The sequence below is a fragment of the Paraburkholderia sp. SIMBA_053 genome, assembly GCF_046534895.1.
Taxonomy (GTDB): domain Bacteria; phylum Pseudomonadota; class Gammaproteobacteria; order Burkholderiales; family Burkholderiaceae; genus Paraburkholderia; species Paraburkholderia caledonica.
Genome location: NZ_JAWRXU010000002.1, coordinates 762015 through 781640 on the forward strand (window position 1 = coordinate 762015; position 19626 = coordinate 781640).

Annotated in this window: 12 protein-coding genes and 2 tRNA genes; 9 read left to right on the top strand and 5 right to left on the bottom strand. The window is 62.2% G+C overall.

The annotated features are described in order from the left end of the window. Window positions 1-12: 12 nt before the first annotated feature. From clpP to SB753_RS09995, 7 genes are all read left to right on the top strand, one after another. Window positions 13-666 (top strand): ATP-dependent Clp endopeptidase proteolytic subunit ClpP, encoded by a 654-nt coding sequence (clpP, locus tag SB753_RS09965; RefSeq protein WP_006048927.1) that lies wholly within the window; start codon window positions 13-15, stop codon window positions 664-666. Between the two features lie 179 nt (window positions 667-845). Next, a complete protein-coding gene (gene clpX, locus SB753_RS09970) occupies window positions 846-2117 on the top strand; it encodes an ATP-dependent Clp protease ATP-binding subunit ClpX (protein WP_006048928.1) in 1272 nt (423 codons plus the stop codon). Window positions 2118-2317: 200 nt separating this feature from the next. Continuing rightward, complete coding sequence (gene lon / locus SB753_RS09975; protein ID WP_410800078.1) at window positions 2318-4741, top strand: endopeptidase La; 2424 nt, start codon at window positions 2318-2320, stop codon at window positions 4739-4741. Between the two features lie 352 nt (window positions 4742-5093). Continuing rightward, window positions 5094-5366, top strand: coding sequence for an HU family DNA-binding protein (locus SB753_RS09980; protein ID WP_006048930.1), 273 nt, complete (start codon window positions 5094-5096; stop codon window positions 5364-5366). Between the two features lie 146 nt (window positions 5367-5512). Further along, window positions 5513-5588 (top strand) — tRNA-Val (locus SB753_RS09985). A 56-nt stretch (window positions 5589-5644) separates the two neighbouring features. Continuing rightward, window positions 5645-5721: transfer RNA gene (locus SB753_RS09990), tRNA-Asp, on the top strand. A gap of 83 nt (window positions 5722-5804) precedes the next feature. Then, complete coding sequence (locus tag SB753_RS09995) at window positions 5805-7742, top strand: SurA N-terminal domain-containing protein (RefSeq protein ID WP_410800079.1); 1938 nt, start codon at window positions 5805-5807, stop codon at window positions 7740-7742. A 215-nt stretch (window positions 7743-7957) separates the two neighbouring features. Here the strand turns inward: SB753_RS09995 and SB753_RS10000 are convergent, their stop codons facing one another. Beyond that, window positions 7958-8299 carry a hypothetical protein gene (locus tag SB753_RS10000; protein WP_027804287.1) on the bottom strand — a complete coding sequence of 114 codons (342 nt, stop codon included), beginning with the start codon at window positions 8297-8299 and terminating at the stop codon, window positions 7958-7960. Window positions 8300-8416: 117 nt separating this feature from the next. Further along, the gene (locus tag SB753_RS10005) at window positions 8417-9106 is read right to left on the bottom strand and encodes an arylesterase (protein ID WP_020065910.1); all 690 of its coding nucleotides are present in this window, start codon (window positions 9104-9106) and stop codon (window positions 8417-8419) included. 28 nt (window positions 9107-9134) lie between these two features. Here SB753_RS10005 and SB753_RS10010 point away from each other — a divergent pair, with 28 nt between their 5' ends. After that, the gene (locus tag SB753_RS10010; RefSeq protein WP_027804288.1) at window positions 9135-9821 is read left to right on the top strand and encodes an ABC transporter ATP-binding protein; all 687 of its coding nucleotides are present in this window, start codon (window positions 9135-9137) and stop codon (window positions 9819-9821) included. 153 nt (window positions 9822-9974) lie between these two features. On the opposite strand, the gene pgi is transcribed toward SB753_RS10010, so the two are convergent. From pgi to SB753_RS10025, 3 genes are all read right to left on the bottom strand, one after another. Beyond that, window positions 9975-11597 (bottom strand): glucose-6-phosphate isomerase, encoded by a 1623-nt coding sequence (gene pgi, locus SB753_RS10015; RefSeq protein WP_020065912.1) that lies wholly within the window; start codon window positions 11595-11597, stop codon window positions 9975-9977. A 433-nt stretch (window positions 11598-12030) separates the two neighbouring features. Beyond that, the gene (locus tag SB753_RS10020) at window positions 12031-13623 is read right to left on the bottom strand and encodes an NAD(P)H-hydrate dehydratase (RefSeq protein ID WP_410800080.1); all 1593 of its coding nucleotides are present in this window, start codon (window positions 13621-13623) and stop codon (window positions 12031-12033) included. A gap of 101 nt (window positions 13624-13724) precedes the next feature. Beyond that, entirely contained in the window at window positions 13725-15023 is a 1299-nt protein-coding gene (locus SB753_RS10025; RefSeq protein ID WP_410800081.1) for an FAD-dependent oxidoreductase, read from the bottom strand. A gap of 377 nt (window positions 15024-15400) precedes the next feature. Between SB753_RS10025 and purL the strand changes: the two genes are divergently transcribed. Next, on the top strand, window positions 15401-19495 hold the full coding sequence (purL, locus tag SB753_RS10030) for a phosphoribosylformylglycinamidine synthase (RefSeq protein ID WP_410800082.1): 4095 nt from the start codon (window positions 15401-15403) through the stop codon (window positions 19493-19495). Window positions 19496-19626 lie beyond the last annotated feature (131 nt).

Here is a 19626-nt window from a genome sequence, read left to right on the forward strand (position 1 = left end):
AGGATCCATTGCATGACCTTTCGCGCCCAAATGCTGGACACGTTGACCTCCCAGTCGTCCCGGGATCTCGAAGCGCAGGCGCTCGGACTGGTGCCGATCGTCGTGGAAACGAGCGGCCGGGGCGAGCGCTCGTATGACATCTACTCGCGTCTGCTGAAGGAACGCATTGTGTTCCTGGTGGGCGAGGTGAACGACCAGACGGCCAACCTTGTGGTCGCGCAAATGCTGTTTCTGGAAAGCGAGAATCCCGACAAGGACATCTATTTCTATATCAACAGCCCGGGCGGCTCGGTGTCGGCCGGCATGGCGATTTACGATACGATGCAATTCATCAAGCCGGACGTTTCCACGCTGTGCATGGGACTGGCGGCGAGCATGGGCGCGTTCCTGCTTGCAGCAGGCGCAAAGGGCAAGCGCTTCGCGCTGCCGAATTCGCGCGTGATGATCCACCAGCCGCTGGGCGGCGCCCGCGGTCAGGCGTCGGACATCGAAATTCAGGCGCGCGAAATTCTGTACCTGAAGGAGCGACTCAATCATCTGCTGGCGCACCACACTGGCCAACCCGTCGAGCGCATTGCACGCGACACCGACCGTGACAATTTCATGTCCGGCGACGACGCGCAAGCCTACGGTCTGGTCGATCAGGTAGCCCATAAACGTCCTTGATCGTGTGGCATTTGCGCTAAATCGGGGCAAATCCCGCGTCCGATCGGTTGTGAAATAATTAAGACTCGTCCGAGCGCCTGCGGCAAACGCCGTCACATTGCTCAACCCGGCCGCGCCCAACTGCGAGGCTGGGGCAAACGGCGTATCATGTAATCGAGTGTCCGGAGGCTCACACATCTATGGCGGACAAGAAAGGTTCTAACAGCGAAAAGCTGTTGTATTGCTCGTTTTGCGGCAAGAGCCAGCATGAGGTTAAAAAACTGATTGCCGGCCCGTCGGTGTTCATCTGTGATGAATGTATCGACCTGTGCAACGAAATCATTCGCGATGAAGCAGCAGGCGCGGGCATCGAGGCGGGCTTGTCCAAGTCCGATCTGCCGAGTCCGCAGGAAATCCGTGAAATCCTTGACCAATATGTGATTGGTCAGGAACGCGCGAAGAAAATCCTCGCGGTTGCTGTGTACAACCACTACAAGCGCCTGAAGCATCTCGACAAGAAAGACGAGATCGAGCTGTCCAAGAGCAACATCCTGCTGATCGGCCCGACCGGTTCGGGCAAGACCTTGCTCGCGCAAACGCTCGCGCGGCTTCTGAACGTTCCCTTTGTCATTGCAGACGCAACTACGCTGACTGAGGCGGGTTACGTGGGCGAAGATGTCGAGAACATCATTCAGAAACTGCTGCAGAACTGCAACTACGAAGTCGACAAGGCCCAGCGCGGCATTGTCTATATCGACGAAATCGACAAGATCAGCCGGAAGTCGGACAACCCGTCCATCACCCGCGACGTGTCGGGCGAGGGCGTGCAGCAGGCGCTGCTCAAGCTGGTTGAAGGCACGATGGCGTCGGTGCCCCCGCAAGGAGGCCGCAAGCATCCGAATCAGGACTTCATTCAGGTCGACACCACGAACATTCTGTTCATCTGCGGTGGCGCGTTCGACGGCCTCGAAAAAGTCATCGTCGATCGTACTGAAAAGACCGGCATCGGCTTTGGCGCAAGCGTGAAGAGCAAGCAGGACCGCGACGCCGGCGAAGTGCTGCGTGAAGTGGAACCGGAAGATCTGATCAAGTTCGGTCTGATCCCGGAACTGATCGGCCGTCTGCCTGTGGTGGCCACGCTCGGCAAGCTCGACGAAGCCGCGCTGATGAAAATTCTCGTCGAACCGAAGAACGCGCTCGTGAAGCAGTACCACAAGCTGTTCAACATGGAACGCGTCGAGCTCGAAATTCGCCCGGCTGCGCTGCAGGCCGTGGCGCGTAAGGCGATTCGTCGCAAGACGGGTGCGCGCGGGCTGCGCTCCATCCTGGAACAGGCGTTGCTTGACGTGATGTACGACCTGCCGCAAATGAAAGGCGTGAGCAAGGTCATCATCGACGACAATGTGATTGACGGCGACGGCAAACCCTTACTGATCTACGAAGACGCGCCTAAAGTCGCGGGTTCGAACTGATCGGCTTCGGGTACTGCAAAAAGCCGTTCATGGCGACGTGAACGGCTTTTTCGTTTATCGTGTGGTCAGAATGGTTGTTTTTCACAATGGAGTCACTGAACCTTCGGAGTCACTGAACTTTTCCCACACGCGGAGGCCTTGCAATAGTTTCTGCTGGCCTCACCTATCGAACGAACTGATTCCACTCATGGGGAAATGAAATGTCAGGAACCCAACTCCTCCCGCAGGAACGCATTACGCTCCCGCTGCTCCCGCTGCGCGACGTAGTCGTTTTCCCGCACATGGTGATTCCGCTCTTCGTAGGCCGCCCGAAGTCGATCAAGGCTCTCGAAGCAGCGATGGAAGGCGGCAAGCACATCATGCTCGTCGCCCAGAAAACGGCTGCTAAAGATGAGCCGACCGAAAAGGACATGTACGAAGTAGGGTGTATCGCCAACATCCTCCAAATGCTGAAGCTGCCGGATGGCACCGTCAAGGTGCTCGTCGAGGGCTTGCAGCGCGCGAAAACGCTTTCCATCGAAGAACAGGAAACGCAGTTCTCGTGCGAAGTCATGCCGCTCGAACCCGACCACGCCGACAGCGCTGAAACCGAAGCGCTGCGCCGCGCGATCGTGTCGCAGTTCGATCAGTATGTGAAGCTGAACAAGAAGATCCCGCCTGAGATCCTGACGTCGCTGTCGGGGATCGACGAAGCAGGTCGTCTGGCCGACACGATCGCGGCGCATCTGCCGCTCAAGCTCGACCAGAAGCAGCACATCCTGGAAATGTTCCCGGTTATCGAGCGACTCGAGCATCTGCTCGCGCAACTCGAAGCCGAGATCGACATCCTGCAGGTTGAAAAGCGTATCCGTGGGCGTGTGAAACGCCAGATGGAGAAGAGCCAGCGCGAGTACTACCTGAACGAGCAGGTCAAGGCGATCCAGAAGGAACTCGGCGAAGGCGAAGAAGGTGCGGATCTCGAAGAACTCGAGAAGCGCATCACGGCTGCCCGCATGCCGAAGGAAGCCAAGAAGAAGGCCGACGCCGAGCTGAAGAAGCTCAAGCTGATGTCGCCGATGTCGGCCGAAGCGACGGTCGTGCGCAACTATATCGATACGCTGATCGGCTTGCCGTGGCGCAAGAAGAGCAAGGTCAACAACGACCTCTCGAATGCGGAACGCGTGCTCGACGAAGACCACTTCGGTCTCGAGAAAGTGAAGGAACGCATTCTCGAGTATCTCGCGGTCCAGCAACGTGTCGACAAGGTGAAAGCGCCGATTCTGTGCCTCGTTGGGCCTCCGGGTGTCGGTAAGACGTCGCTGGGCCAGTCGATCGCTCGCGCAACGAACCGCAAGTTCGTGCGTATGGCGCTCGGTGGCGTACGTGACGAGGCCGAGATTCGCGGTCACCGTCGTACGTATATCGGTTCCATGCCGGGCAAGATTCTGCAAAGCCTGACCAAGGTCGGCGTGCGCAATCCGCTCTTCCTGCTCGACGAAGTCGACAAGATGGGTCAGGATTTCCGCGGCGATCCGTCGTCGGCGCTGCTCGAAGTGCTCGATCCGGAACAGAACCATACGTTCGCCGATCACTACGTCGAAGTGGACTTCGATCTGTCGGACGTGATGTTCGTGGCGACGTCGAACTCGCTGAACATTCCGCCGCCGCTGCTCGACCGGATGGAAGTGATCCGTCTGTCGGGTTACACCGAAGACGAAAAGGTCAGCATCGCGCAACGTTATCTTTTGCCGAAGCAGAAGAAGAACAACGGCCTCAAGGATAGCGAGGTCGATGTGACGGAAACCGCGATCCGCGACATCATTCGTTACTACACGCGTGAAGCGGGCGTACGTTCGCTCGAGCGTGAAGTGTCGAAGATCTGCCGCAAGGTCGTGAAGATGCTTCTGCTGAAGAAGGCGGAAGGCGCGGTGAAGGTCGACGGCAGCAACCTAGATACGTTCCTCGGCGTGCGCAAGTACGACTTCGGTCTGGCCGCCAAGGAAAATCAGGTGGGCCAGGTCACGGGCCTCGCGTGGACGGAAGTGGGCGGCGATCTGCTGACCATCGAAGCCGCCGTGATGCCGGGTAAGGGCAATGTGATCCGCACCGGTTCGCTGGGCGACGTGATGAAGGAATCCGTCGAAGCAGCGCGCTCGGTGGTCCGCTCGCGGTCGCGTCGTCTTGGCGTCAAGGACGAAGCGTTCGAGAAGCAGGACATTCACATCCACGTGCCTGAAGGCGCAACGCCGAAAGACGGTCCTTCGGCTGGTATCGCGATGACGACTGCGCTGGTGTCGGTGCTGACCGGTATTCCGGTGCGGGCTGACGTCGCGATGACAGGCGAAATCACGTTGCGTGGCGAAGTGCTGCCGATCGGCGGTCTGAAAGAGAAGCTGCTGGCGGCGCATCGCGGCGGCATCAAGCTGGTGCTGATCCCGGAAGAAAACGTCAAGGACTTGACGGAGATTCCGGACAACGTGAAGAACGCGATCGAAATCGTGCCGGTCCGCTGGATCGACAAGGTGCTCGAACTTGCGCTCGAACGTGTGCCGTCGCCGTTGCCGGAAGAAGAGCCGAAGCCTGCCTCGCCCGTCGCGGCTGAGCCGGGCAAAGACTCCGGCGCTACGGATGTCGTGAAGCACTAAGCTTTCAGCAAGATACTTGCTGTGCAAGAAAGAACCCGCGGCCTGAACGGCCGCGGGTTTTTTATTGCCGCACGCTTCGGAAGACACCTGCAACAACGCGCCTCGTGACCGCGGAAAAATCTATGTGAACAGCGGACGCAGTACTCGTTGCGTGCGCATCTAATACACCCGTGATCGACATTTACGTCGCGTGACAAAGAGATCATCGGAATACGCCAAAATCAGGCTCAATCCCGGTTGACACGTGGGTTTCGGCCAATTCTAATGACTCGGCCCGGCATTACCGCCGGCTAGACGATGTCAGGCGCTGCAGAGCGCCGTTTCGGTTCTAAAAACATTCTCGGGGGTAGGGATGAACAAGACGGAATTGATCGATCACATTGCGCAGCAAGCGGAGATTTCGAAGGCTGCGGCCGGACGCGCGCTCGACGCAGTGATCGGTGGTGTGAAAGGTACGTTGAAGAAAGGCGGTTCGGTGACGCTGGTTGGTTTCGGCACGTTTGCCGTCGGCAAGCGCACGGCGCGCACAGGGCGCAATCCGCGCACCGGCGATGCCATCAAAATCAAGGCTGCCAAGGTGCCGAAATTTAGGCCTGGCAAAGCGCTAAAGGATGCGCTAAACTAATGGGCTTGCTGCTTGAGGAATTGCAGGTTCGTCAGAAAGAAGGGCGGCGAATCTGAATTAACGGTTGCTCGGTTCGATGGTTGTTCAATCGGGCGCGGGACTGACCATTCAGGCAGTAATAGCGGAAGCACAAGAATCATGAAGCCGGGTGCTTAGCTCAGTTGGTAGAGCGGCGCCCTTACAAGGCGTAGGTCGGGAGTTCGAGCCTCTCAGCACCCACCAGTTTCTGATTCTCTTAAAGTGTTTCTGAGTAGTGACGCAGTGAAAGCGCAGTATAAGGAGTGGTAGTTCAGTCGGTTAGAATACCGGCCTGTCACGCCGGGGGTCGCGGGTTCGAGTCCCGTCCACTCCGCCAGTATCCTCGAAAGGCGAACTCCGGTTCGCCTTTTTTATTGCCCGCTGTTGTAAGATCGGGCGTTCTGTTTTTGGCACTCACGCATGCTCGATTTTTTCCGCAATCACAAACGCCTGATGATGTTTATGCTCATCCTCGTCATTGTGCCGGGGCTGGGTTTTGTGGGTATTCAGGGCTTTCGCGGCTTCTTTGACGAAAGTGCAAACGTCGCAAGCGTCAACGGTCACAAGATCACGCGCGCAGAATACGATAATGCGATGCGTCAACAGCTTGACCGCGCCCGTCAGATGCTCGGGGCGCAATTCGACATGAAGGCGTTCGATACGCCACAACGCCGCAGCGAGATGCTCGACGGCCTGATTGAACAACGCGTGCTCGCCGATGAAACCCAGCGCCTGCACCTGACCGCATCCGACGACGCCGTGCGCCGCACGCTGCTCAACGATCCGGTGATCTCGTCGCTGAAGAACCCAGACGGCTCGATCGACGTCGACCGGTATAAGCAACTGCTTGCCATGCAGGGCATGACGCCCGACCAGTACGACGAGCGCGTACGTTACAGCATCGCTACTCAACAGTTGCCCGCCAGCATTCAGGGCAGCGCGTTCACGTCTAAAACGCTCGCTCAGCATCTGACCGAACTCGCCGAGCAGCAGCGTGAAGTGCAGGGCATTGCCTTCCACCCGCGCGACTATGCGGCGAAGGTGCAGCCCACCGACGCGCAATTGCAGGCCTACTACGACGCACATCATAACGAATTCGCCACGCCGGCCACGGCGACCATTCAGTATCTGGTGATGTCGCCGGCCACGCTTGCCGCGTCGGTGCAGCCGAGCGACGCCGACCTGAAGAAGTATTACGACGACAACATCGCGCACTACCGCACCGAAGGTCAGGTACGCGCCAGCCACATTCTGATCACCGCGCCGAAAGACGCGAGCGCGGCCGACAAGGCCAAGGCGAAGCAGAAGGCTGAAGAGTTGCTCGCACAGATCAAGGCGCATCCTGAACAATTCGCTCAGATCGCGCAACAGAACTCGCAGGATCCCGGCTCGGCGTCAAAGGGCGGCGATCTCGGTTACTTCGGGCGCGGCATGATCGCAGGCGGTCAGGCGTTCGACGACGCCGTCTTCGCTCTGAAGAAGGACGAGGTCAGCGGCATCGTGCAAACGGACTTCGGCTATCACATTGTCAAGGTCACCGACGTGAAGCCGGCAGTGACCAAGCCTTTTGACGAAGTGAAAGACCAGATCTCAAGAGACCTGAAAACGCAGCTGGCGAGCAAGGCATTCAGTGACGACTCCGAAGGTTTCACGTCGATCGTCTATGAGAAGGCGAAGAGCCTGCAGCCTGCCGCCGACAAGTACAAGCTGCAGTTGCAGACGGCCACGGTCACTCCGCAGCCCGATCCGAAGCTGCCGCCCGACAGTCCGCTGAACAACGCGAAGTTCCTCGCCGCCGTTTTCGCGAACGACGCAGCCGTGGCGCGCAACAACACGCAGGCAATCGACGTGGGCTCAAACACGCTGATCGCGGCACGCGTTACCGACTATAAGGCTGCAGCTGTGCCGGCGCTCGACGCGATCAAGGACCTGGTGCGTCAGAAGGTCATTGCGGCTCAGTCGAACGAAGCCGCGCACAAAGACGGCATCGCGAAGCTTGCGGAGTTCGAGAAGTCGAAGGCGACCACGGGTTTCTCGTCGCCGTTGAAAGTGTCGCGCAACGACGCGCAAGGCGTGCCTCCCGCTGCGCTCAGCGCAATCTACAAGGCCGATGCGCAAAAACTGCCGGCATACGTGGGCGTTGATCTCGGTGACGACGGTTATGCCATCTATCGTGTGAACTCCGTCGTCGCTGGCACGCCGGTGGAACCGCAGCGTCTGGCCGCGGCGCAGCAGCAGATCGCGCAGGTAGAGTCGCAGTCCGAAGTAGAGGCCTACGTTCAGGCGTTGCGTGCCCGGTCGAAAGTAAAACTGTACGGCTCGCTCGAGAGCAGCAACGCGCAGGCAAGCGACGAGTAAGCTTTCCAGCAAACGCTCGTTTGCGCGTCGGTGTTCGCGGCGCGCCTTGCGTGCACCTCTCGGCTCGCAGCGAATCCACACAAGCCGCGCTGAACGCGCGAACACAAAAAAGCCCCGCAAATGCGGGGCTTTTTCATTTTTGAATCTGATTCGATCTGTCATTCGGCGAATTCGAAGTTCACCGAACGATTGCGTCGATCAGAGGGTGATCATGGTCAGAGGCATGAACTGATGGCGCTGGTGGCGTCGCTGCCCGCTGCTCCGTTCGCGCGGAAGCCGACCCACGAGCCCTTGCCGGAGTACGAAGGACGCACCACAGCGGCCGCGCCGTTGGGCGGCTGCTGGCCCGGCACATACACGTCTACAGCCTGATCGTTGGCCAAGGTGTCTTGCGACACGACTTGTTGCTGGGAGCCGTCTGCCCATTTTTGCGCGATGCAGGTCGCAACGGCCTTCGGCGGTTGCTGGCTTTGTCCGACGGACTGGACGCCAGCCGGCGGTTGAGCAGCGCAGGCGGAAATTGCCACGGTCAAAGCGATTAACGGTAAGTATTTCACGTTATCTCCTCATAAGTCGCTCGGTATCGAGCCGGGTCCACGGGATTGCGCAAGCATGAGATCAAGCTCGCGGATCCGTGTTCCGCGTAGTTCCGGAAACAAGCCGACAGCAGCCTTTCAGTGCGACGAACTTGTACGAAGGAGTGGCTTGACAGCGGGCCACACGTTGTTGAGTAGCACTGGCTGTGCCTGCTGCGTCGGATGAATCTGATCTGCCTGGAACATATCGGGCTTATCGGCAATGCCGGCGAGCAGGAAAGGCACTAGCGGCACATTCAGTTGCTTGGCGAGCTGGCCGTATAGGCCATGGAACTTTTGCGTATAGTCCGGGCCGTAGTTAGGCGGTACGTACATGCCCACGAGCACGACCTTCGCGTGAGCCTGCTGAGCCTGCTCGATGATCGTGCGCAGGTTATCTTCAGTTGTTGAAAGCGGCACGCCACGCAGCGCATCGTTGGCACCCAGTTCGACAATCACGATACTGGGCTTCAGACGTTGCATCAGCGCAGGCAAGCGGGCTCGCCCGCCGCTCGTCGTGTCGCCGCTAATGCTTGCATTGGCGACGCTATAATCGATTCGCTCCTGGGTGAGTCGCTGGCGCATCAACGCGACCCAGCCAGTGTCGCGGGGCAGGCCGTATTCGGCGGAGATGCTATCGCCAAGTACGACGATCACCGGTTTAGCCGCTTCGGGCGCATTGGCTGCGCGAACCGCGAAGGTCGTCGAAAAAAGGGCGGCCGCCACTATGACCGAGCCCCTGGCCACCGAGCTCGTTGCCGAAGTCAGTGCATTCGCGCGAAGCTTCATGGCGCGCACTTTCAACCTACGCTTCACTATGCTAAACAAAACTGATCCAGTCATTGAAGTGCGGGGTTTGTGCAAGAAGGTTAAGGATGCGACGGGCGAACTGACCATTCTCGACAACATCGATCTGGCTATCGAAGCAGGCAGCAGTGTCGCGATAGTCGGCGCGTCCGGGTCGGGCAAGTCTACGCTGCTTGGACTGCTCGCAGGATTGGACAGCGCAAGTTCGGGCTCGGTTCGGCTACTCGGCCGCGAGCTCACCACATTGAACGAAGACGAGCGCGCAGCATTGCGCAGCGGCTCCGTCGGGTTCGTGTTCCAGTCGTTCCAGTTAATGCCGCATCTGACGGCGCTCGAAAACGTCACGTTGCCGCTCGAATTGCAAGGCGGCATCGGTACACGTGAAGCCGCACTGCGCGCACGCGGGCTGCTCGAACAGGTTGGGCTCGGCCAGCGCACCAGTCATTATCCGAAGCTGCTGTCGGGCGGCGAGCAGCAACGCGTCGCACTGGCGCGCGCGTTCGTGACGCATCCGGCCATTCTCTTCGCCGATGAACCGACGGGCAGTCTCGACGCTGCGACCGGCCACGCAGTGATCGATCTGATGTTCCAGATGAACCGCGCGAACGGTGCAACGCTGATTCTCGTCACGCACGACGTGGAACTCGCGCGCCGCTGCGATACGACGGTAACGATAGAAGCGGGGCGTCTCGCCTGACGCACAGGCTCGGTCAGGATTAGACATACACCGACGCAAAAAAGCGGGCCACAAGTGGCCCGCCCCTGCACTTCGCCCTGTCCTTCGCCCTGTACTTCACTCAGCGCCAAACGCTGCACGCCGCCGGTTATACCGCCAACCGGCGTTCAAGTGTCAACGCTTCAAAGCGGCGCGCGCCCTTGCGATCAACGCGGAGGTCGACGAATCGTGCTTCTTTTCGTCGACGCTTGCGGCCGTCAGATCGGCCTCGACCACCTTGCCGAGAATCTTGCCTAGCTCGACGCCCCATTGATCGAACGGATTGATGTTCCATACCGACGCCTGTACGAGAACCTTGTGCTCGTACAGCGCGATGAGCGCGCCGAGTGAACGCGCAGTGAGTGCTTCGACCAGCAGCGTGGTGGTCGGCCGGTTGCCCGGAAACACGAGGTGCGGCGCCAGTTCCGGCTTGTCGGGACCGGCGACCTTTTTCGCTTCTTCGAGCGTGCGGCCGAGCATCAATGCTTCGCTTTGCGCGAAGCAGTTGGCGAGCAGCTTCGGATGATGGCTCACGAGCGGATGCTCTGGCGTCAGCACCGCAATGAAGTCGATCGGGACGATGGTCGGACCTTGATGCAGCATCTGGAAAAACGCATGCTGACCGTTCGTACCCGGCTCGCCCCACGTTACCGCGGAGGTCGGATAGTCGACCATTGCGCCGTCGAGACGCGCCGATTTGCCGTTGCTTTCCATTTCCAGCTGTTGCAGATACGACGGCAGGAAGTGCAGCGCCTCCGAGTACGGCGCGACGAGATAGCTCTGCGAGCCGAAGAAGTTGCGATACCAGATGCCGATCATGCCCAGCAGCACCGGCAGATTTTTTTCGAGCGGCGCGGTGCGGAAATGCTCGTCCATTTCGTTTGCGCCCGCCAGCAGCTCGCCGAACTGCTGCGGCCCGACCGCGATCATGATCGACAGACCGACCGCCGACCACAGCGAATATCGGCCGCCTACCCAGTCCCACATCTCGAACACGTTCTCTTTCGCGATGCCGAACTTGACGACTTCCGAAGGATTCGCCGACACACCGACGAAGTGCTTCGCCAGCGCATTTTCCGGGCAGCCCTTTTCCGTGAACCAGTCACGCAGCGAACGCGCGTTGGTCATGGTTTCGAGCGTCGTGAACGTCTTCGAAACGATGATGGCGAGCGTCTCTTCGGGGTCGATCTGCTGCATCACGTTATAGAGATCGGCACCGTCGACATTCGACACGAAGTGCGTGGTGATTTCCGGCGTGGCCAGATGATGCAGCGCGTGCACGACCATCTTCGGCCCGAGGTCCGAGCCGCCGATGCCGATGTTCACCACGTGGCGAATGCGCTTGCCCGTGTAGCCGGTCCAGGCGCCGCTCCGCACCTGATCGGCGAATGCGGCCATTTTCGCGCGTTCGGCCTGCACCTGCTGATGGAACGGCGCGTTGGGGTTGCTCGCTCGCAGCGCGGTGTGCAACGCGGCACGGCCTTCAGTGGGATTGACGACTTCGCCCGCGAACATCGCGTCGCGACGTTTTTCGACGCCGGCTTCGCGCGCGAGTTGCACGAGCAGCTTCAGGGTTTCGTCGGTGATGCGGTTCTTCGAGAAGTCGGCGGCGATGCCGCCGCCCGCGAACGCAAAGCGCTCGGCACGGGTCGGCGCGGGATCGTTCCCGGGAGCGAACCAGTCGCGCAGATGTGCATCGCGGATCTGCTCGTAGTGCGTTTGCAGAGAGGACCAGGAGGGGAGCGAATTCTGGGTCATAGCGTCCGTCTAACCAAGGGGCACAAAGAAAGGCGCGCGCGAGGCGCCGCCGAGGATGATGCAACGATGCTGTTAGAGCGAGGCAGCACGAAGGCAGCACGACCGCGTTCGCGGTGAGTCTTGAGCGCCCGCGCAGTCATGAACGCCGGTTGATTCCGCCGCGTTTTGCGAGTGGCTCGCTACGAACCGCCACGCCGTCAGGCAGTATGCGCGCAGCAAGCGCGCTCAGTTCGCGTGCGGTCCGAACGCGGCCGCGGGTTCGACCGGTCAGCGCAGTTGCTCACGCACTCCTCACTCGATTACTCAGTATAACGGCGTTGCGTGACAGGCGGCAGCGCTTTGACACAAGCCGCGCCGGAAGCCAGCGACCCGATTCACCCACGATTCACCCACGATTCGCCCAATATCGCGCCATATCGCTCGATACCCTACATCACGATTGCGCCGATGGATAAAACATGCGGTTCAACAAGGTGCGCACCATCGGCGCAAGTTCGCCAGCCGTGAGGCCGGCGGGACCGTGGCCTTGCGCGCTCAGCGTGTCGGCGGCGAGGCCGTGCAGGTAGACGCCGGCTAACGCCGCCTCGTAGCCCGGCAAGTGCTGCGCGAGCAAAGCGCCGATCATGCCGCCGAGAACGTCGCCGGTGCCGCCTGTCGCGAGCGCGGCATTTCCGGTCGGGTTGATCGTGAGACGGCCGTCGGGGGCCGCGATGACCGTGCCGGTGCCCTTGAGCACCACCACACTGGCAAAGCGCGCGGCGAGAGCGCGCGCCGCGGCGAGGCGGTCGCGCTGCACGCGGACCACCTCGGTGCCAAGAAGGCGCGCGGCTTCGAGCGGGTGCGGCGTGAGCACGCAGGGATCGCCCTGCACGCCTCGCGCGGTAACGGCCACGGCCAACGTGGAGTCTTTCGAAATCAGATTGAGCGCGTCAGCGTCCAGGAGCTTCGGCACATCGAGTTGCAGCACATCGTGCAACACCCGCGTGGCGCGCTCGCCGTGGCCCATGCCGCAGCCGAGCGCCAGCGCATCCATCTTGTCGAGCGGCAAATCGTCGACGGCATGCAACATCAGTTCGGGATGCGGCGGGTCGTAGGGCGGGGCGCCGGCGCCGAGCAGCGCGACGTGGACCTTGCCCGCGCCGGTGTAGAGCGCCGCGCGCGACGCGAGAATCGGTGCGCCGCACATGCCCGTGTCGCCGCCAACCACGGCGAGGCTGCCGAACGTGCCCTTGTTGGTCGCGAAATCGCGCGGCGGCAGGAACGAGCCAAAGAGTTCGGGCGCGTTCAGTTGCACCGCCGTGCGCGCGCTGCAATCGACGCCGATCGGCGCGACCGTCACCGAGCCGGCGAGATCGCGGCCTTGCGCCGTGAAAAGTCCCGGCTTGCCGGCGATGAAGGTAACTGTGTGGGTTGCGCGCACGGCTGCGTTGCCGTCGCCGTCATCGACGATCGTGCCGGTGTCGCTGTTGAGGCCGCTCGGCACGTCGAGCGCCAGCACGCCGCCTGTGTGCGGCCGGCTTTGGGCGCGTTGCGACAGGTGCCGCGCGGTCGCGGCGAACACGCCTTCCAGTGGCCGCGCGAGGCCAATGCCGAACATGCCGTCGACGAGCCACGTGTAGCCGTCGAGCGAGGCGGGCGGCATGGTGGCAATTGCGACGCCGGATGCGCGTGCCGTCGCGAGCGCCCAGCGGGCGTCGTCCGGTTTCACTTCCACCGGCATGCACAATTCGACGGCGATACCGGCCTTGTGCAGCTCCGCCGCCAGAATCAGCGCGTCGCCGCCATTGTTGCCGGGGCCGGCTATCAGCCAAACGCGCTGCCTGGATTTTTCGACCGACGTGTCGCGTGTAATCTGTTCGAGCAGGAAGCTGGCTGCCGCCTTGCCGGCGCGGTCCATCAGCGTGTGCTGCGGCAGCGAAGCGGCGGCTTGCGATTCCGCGATCCGCAGGTCGGTCAGCGTCAGCAGCGGGAGGGCGCGGTTATGCGGGCGAATCAGCGTCGGCGGCGTGAGGTCGGCTTCTGTCATGGCGAGGCGGGCGGTCACCCTTGTGCAGGGTGCGAAAGCGTCTGGAATCGCTATGGTAGTGCCTATGTGCGCGCGATGCGTCGATTCCGGCGCACCCGCGGTTACCTGAACCGGTCCGCCCGCAGCGCGGCGAGCGTTTCGTCGGGCAGATCCGACGCCTGGCCCGCGACCAGATCGGCGATCAGCTTGCCCGCTCCGCACGCGAGGCCCCACCCCGCGGGCCCGTGGCCCACATTGACGAAAAGCCGTGGATGCAGCGCATTGCCGACCACCGGCAAGCCGTCGGGCGACAGCAGCTTGATGCCTTCCCACGGCAAGGCCGCGGAGATACGCGCCGCGCCGGGAATCCAGTCGTGTGTCGCCTGGCCCAGCAGTGCCAGCGCTTCTTTCGTCAGTGCTTCGCCGAGCGGCTTGTCGATCAGATTGGCGCCTTGCAGGACCGCACCGCCCGCGATGCGCAAGCGGTGATTCATCCGGCTGATCCCGATGCGCTTGATCGCGTCGACGATAGCGACATGCGGCGCACATTCCTCATGCGCGATGGGCGCGACGAGTGTATGCACGCGCAGCGGATGCAGGGGCAAGGCGAGGCCGAGGCGCTCCAGCAGCGCGAGGCTGCCGTAACCGCCGGCGACCACGATCGTGTCCGCGTGGATCACATCGACTTCGCGTGACCCGGACGCCGCGCCCGGCCGAGGCGCGAGCTCGACTGCGGCGCGCTGGCCGTCGAGGCGGATCGCCGACACCTCGCAGCCGAGCATGAATTGCACGCCGCCCTGGGTGTCGAGTGTCTGCTTGATGAGCTTGGTGAAAAGCGGGCAATTGGCGGTTCGCTCGTGCTCGAACAGAACGCCGCCCGCGAATTCCGGTTCGGTGCGCACCGAATGCTCGTATGCCGCACATTCCGCAGGGCTCAGCACGTGATGCGGCACTTCGTAGAGCGCCAGCAGCCCGAGCGCGGGCTGCAATTGCTGCCACTCCTGAGCGGAACGGACCAGATGCAGCAGACCGCTCGCCTGTTCGAATTCGAAGCCGAAGCGCGCTTCCATGTCGGCCATCGCCTCGCGCGACAGTTCGACAAGCGGACGCAACAGCCGGTACTGGCGGCCGAACTCGTCCGGCTCCTGCAATTCGGCAAGCTTCTTCACGAACTGGCGCGCCGGCCCGTTGAATCCGGGCTTGCTGATCACGCCGTTTTTCGCATTCTGCCGGTTCGCCATGAAAGTCGGGCCGAACCAGACGTCGAGCGGCGTTGGCAGGACCGTGCCGCCATGCCCATAGGTCGCGCCCTGCGCGACGGTGGCGTGGCGTTCGACGACGCATACCCGGTGGCCCGCGGCGCGTAGCTGATAAGCGGTGGCGACGCCCGCGATCCCGCCGCCAATGACGATGACATCCATTGTTCTGATTCGATTTGCCGGGCGGGGGCCGTTGTGCGGGCCCCGCTAGGCGTGACATGCGGCGCGGCCGGACAAGACGCGAAGACTATGACTCCGGATCCGATCCGGGCAGGACTCGCGACATACTGCCGGCGGCAAGGCCAGAACCTTGCTCGCACCGATCTGATGAAAGGGCGAATGATAGCAGTCAACGCCCGCGCATGGTCATGCGCGCTGCTGCGCAGGCGTCGGCCGAGACACCCGCGCAGCGTATTCCGGGGCCATGGCGCGGCCCGCTGGATGGCCGTTCCCGGGGTATAATCCCGGACTTCCTTTCCGCCTCATGTCGCCATCACGCGCGACTCTTCGGCATCATTGAGCGACGCAACGTCAAGTCCATGGCCCACTTCTCGTGTTTCCCCGGCGCTTCGGCCCTTTCCGATTTCCGTCAAACCCGCCTGCTCGAAACGCTTACGCGCATCGACCCGAATATCACGGGCGTGCGCGGGCAATATCTGCACTTCGTCAACGCACAGACCCCGCTTTCCGCTGAAGACAACGCGAAGATCGAGGCGCTGATGCACTACGGTCATCCGCTCGAAGAAACCAGAGAGCGCGGCGCGGCCGAAACGTTTCTGGTGGTGCCGCGCTTCGGTACGGTGTCGCCGTGGGCCAGCAAGGCAACGGATATCGCGCACCTGTGCGGGCTCACGCAGGTGCGCCGGATCGAGCGCGGCGTCGAGTACACGGTCACGCTGAAAAGCGGCCTGCTGGGCGGCAAGAAGGCGCTTTCCGACGAAGCGCGCGAAGCCGTCGCCGCCGCGTTGCACGACCGCATGACCGAGAGCGTCGCGCCGTCGCGCGACCATGCGCTGCATCTGTTCGACGAACTGCCGGCCAAGCCGCTGCAAACCGTCGACGTGCTGGGCCAAAGCCGGCGCGCGCTGGAAGCAGCGAACACGGAACTGGGCCTCGCGCTCGCCGACGACGAGATCGACTACCTCGTCGACGCATTCACGAAACTCGGCCGCAATCCGACAGACGTCGAACTGATGATGTTCGCGCAGGCCAACAGCGAGCACTGCCGTCACAAGATTTTCAACGCGGAATGGACCATCGACGGCGAGAAGCAGGACATCTCGCTCTTCAACATGATCCGCAATACCGAGAAGCTCAATCCGCAAGGCACGATCGTCGCTTATTCGGACAACTCGGCGATCATGGCGGGCGGCATGGCGGAGCGCTGGTTTCCGCGCACGCCTGAGGAGCTTGGTGAGAACGAACTGCCCGAGCACTATCGCCGCAGCGTCGAGCTCACGCACACGTTGATGAAGGTCGAGACGCACAATCACCCAACCGCGATCTCGCCGTTCCCTGGCGCCGCGACGGGCGCGGGCGGTGAAATTCGCGACGAAGGCGCGACCGGCCGCGGCGCGCGGCCGAAGGCCGGTCTCGCGGGCTTCACGGTGTCGAACCTCGAATTGCCCGACGGCGTCGAAGCCTGGGAAAATGCACGCGATGTCGCCGTGCCGCTCGCGCATCGCAATCCGGCCGACAAGCTTGAGGCGTACGGCCGCCCGGACCGCATCGCTTCGCCGCTGCAAATCATGATCGACGGCCCGCTCGGCGGCGCCGCATTCAACAACGAATTTGGCCGGCCGAATCTCGGCGGCTATTTCCGCGCCTACGAGCAGAACGTGGCGGGTCTCGTGCGCGGGTATCACAAGCCGATCATGATCGCGGGCGGCATCGGCAATATTTCGGATCAGCACACGCACAAGCACGACCTGCCGGAAGGGTCGCTCCTGATTCAGATCGGCGGCCCGGGCATGCGCATCGGCATGGGCGGCGGCGCAGCAAGCTCGATGGCGACTGGCACGAATACCGCCGAACTCGATTTCGACTCCGTGCAGCGCGGCAACCCGGAGATCGAGCGGCGCGCGCAGGAAGTCATCAATGCGTGCTGGCAACTGGGCGACAAAAACCCGATCCTGAGCATTCACGACGTGGGCGCGGGCGGCCTGTCGAACGCGTTTCCGGAAGTGGTCGACGGCGCAGGCAAGGGCGCGATTTTCAATCTGCGCAAAATTCAACTCGAGGAAAGCGGCCTGTCGCCGCGCGAGATCTGGTCGAACGAAGCGCAGGAGCGCTACGTGCTCGCCATTGCGCCCGCCGATCTGCCGGCTTTCCAGGCCATGTGCGAGCGCGAACGCTGTCCGTTCGCCGTGATCGGCACGGCAACGGCCGAACGTCAGCTGAAGCTGATCGATCCCGAACTGAAGGACGAGAACGCGCATCAACCGGTCGACATGCCAATGGAAGTGCTGCTCGGCAAGGCGCCGCGCATGCATCGCGACGTTACGCGCGTCGAGCCGAAGGTCCAGCCGGTGGATGTGACCGGCCTCGCGCTCCCAGAAGTCGCGGTAAGCGTTCTGCGCCATCCCACGGTCGCGAGCAAGTCGTTCCTCATCACGATCGGCGACCGCTCGGTGGGCGGCACCACGGCGCGCGACCAGATGGTCGGCCCGTGGCAGGTTCCGGTCGCGGACGTCGCGATCACGACCATGGACTACGCGGGCTTTCGCGGCGAAGCGATGACAATGGCCGAGCGCACGCCGCTCGCCGTCATCAACGCGCCCGCGTCGGGCCGCATGGCGGTCGGCGAGGCGATCACGAACATCGCAGCGGCGCCTATTGCGTCGCTCGACAAGCTCAAGCTGTCGGCGAACTGGATGGCTGCATGCGGCGCGCCGGGCGAAGACGCGGCGCTCTACGAGACGGTCAAGGCGATCGGTATGGAACTGTGCCCGGCACTCGGCATCAGCATTCCGGTCGGCAAGGATTCGCTGTCCATGCGCACCAAGTGGGAAGACCGCGGCGTCGCTAAAGAAGTCGTCGCACCGGTTTCGCTCATCATCTCGGCATTCGCGCCGGTCGAAGACGTGCGCCGTCATCTCACGCCGCAACTGCGTCGCGCAAGCGGTTCGGACGGCGTAGGCGACTCCGTGCTGATCGCAATCGACCTCGGCCGCGGCAAGCATCGTCTGGGCGGCAGTATTCTCGCGCAGGTCACGCAGCAGATCGGCGATACAGTGCCTGACGTGGACGATCCGGAAGACCTGAAGCGCTTCTTCAACGCAATCCAGTCGCTGAACCAGAACGGCAAGCTGCTCGCTTACCACGACCGCTCCGACGGCGGCCTGTGGGCGACCGTCTGTGAAATGGCGTTCGCGGGTCACGTCGGCGTGTCGTTGAATGTAGACATGCTCGTGCTCGATCCGCATCACGAGTCGGATTACGGCGACGCGAAAGACTGGGCAAAGCAGACGAGCGGCCGCCGCGAAGACCGCACGATCCGCGCGCTCTTCACCGAAGAACTCGGCGCCGTGATTCAGGTGCGCGCGGCCGACCGCGACGCGGTGCTGGCAGCGTTGCGCGAGCATGGCCTGTCAGCGTGCTCGCATGTGATCGGCAAGATCAACGATCGCGATACCATCGAAATCTATCGCGACGCGAAGAAGGTCTATGAAGCGGCGCGTGTCGAGCTGCATCGCACGTGGAGCGAAGTGAGTTGGCGCATTTCGCGTTTGCGCGACAACCCTGCTTGCGCCGACGCGGAATACGACGCGCTGCTCGACGCCGCTGATCCGGGCATCACCCCTGTGCTGACGTTCGACCCTACAGACGACGTGGCCGCGCCGTACGTCGGCAAGAGCGCGCGTCCGCGCGTGGCGATTCTGCGCGAGCAGGGCGTGAACTCACACCTTGAAACGGCCTATGCGTTCGACCGCGCCGGTTTCGACGCGCACGACGTGCACATGAGCGACCTGCTTGCGGGCCGCGCCGATCTGGCGGACTTCGCCGGCGCGGTGGCGTGCGGCGGGTTCTCGTACGGCGACACGCTCGGCGCCGGCGAAGGCTGGGCGAAGGCGATCCGCTTCAACTCGCAACTGGCCGATATGTTCGCGGCGTTTTTTGGCCGGACCGACACGTTTGCGCTTGGCATCTGCAACGGCTGCCAGATGATGAGCAGTCTCGCGTCGATGATTCCCGGTGCCGAAGCATGGCCGAAGTTCACGCGCAACAAGTCAGAGAAATTCGAGGCGCGTTTTTCGCTCGTGCAGGTCGAGGCGTCGCCGTCGATCTTCTTCGCCGGTATGGAAGGTTCGCGCATTCCGGTCGCGGTTGCGCACGGCGAGGGCTATGCGGACTTCTCGCAGCAAGGCGATGCGTCGAAGGTCGCCGTGGCAATGCGTTACGTCGATCACCGTGGTCAGGCGACCGAGCAGTATCCGTTCAATCCGAACGGTTCGCCGAACGGCATCACGTCCGTTACTACGCCCGACGGCCGCTTCACCGTTGTGATGCCGCACACGGAGCGCGTGCATCGCGCGGTGCAAATGAGCTGGCATCCGGAAAGCTGGGGCGAGGGCGCCACGGACGCAAGCCCGTGGATGCGCGTCTTTCAGAACGCACGTCGCTGGCTGGGATAATGAGGTAGCGAGGTAGTGAGTGCGCGTACTCGCGGCGCGCACTCAGCGAAATCGCACAGTCGAGTGGCGGCTAAGCCCGCCGAAGCGCGGCACAAAAAAGCCCCGTTCAGTCATCAACTGAACGGGGCTTT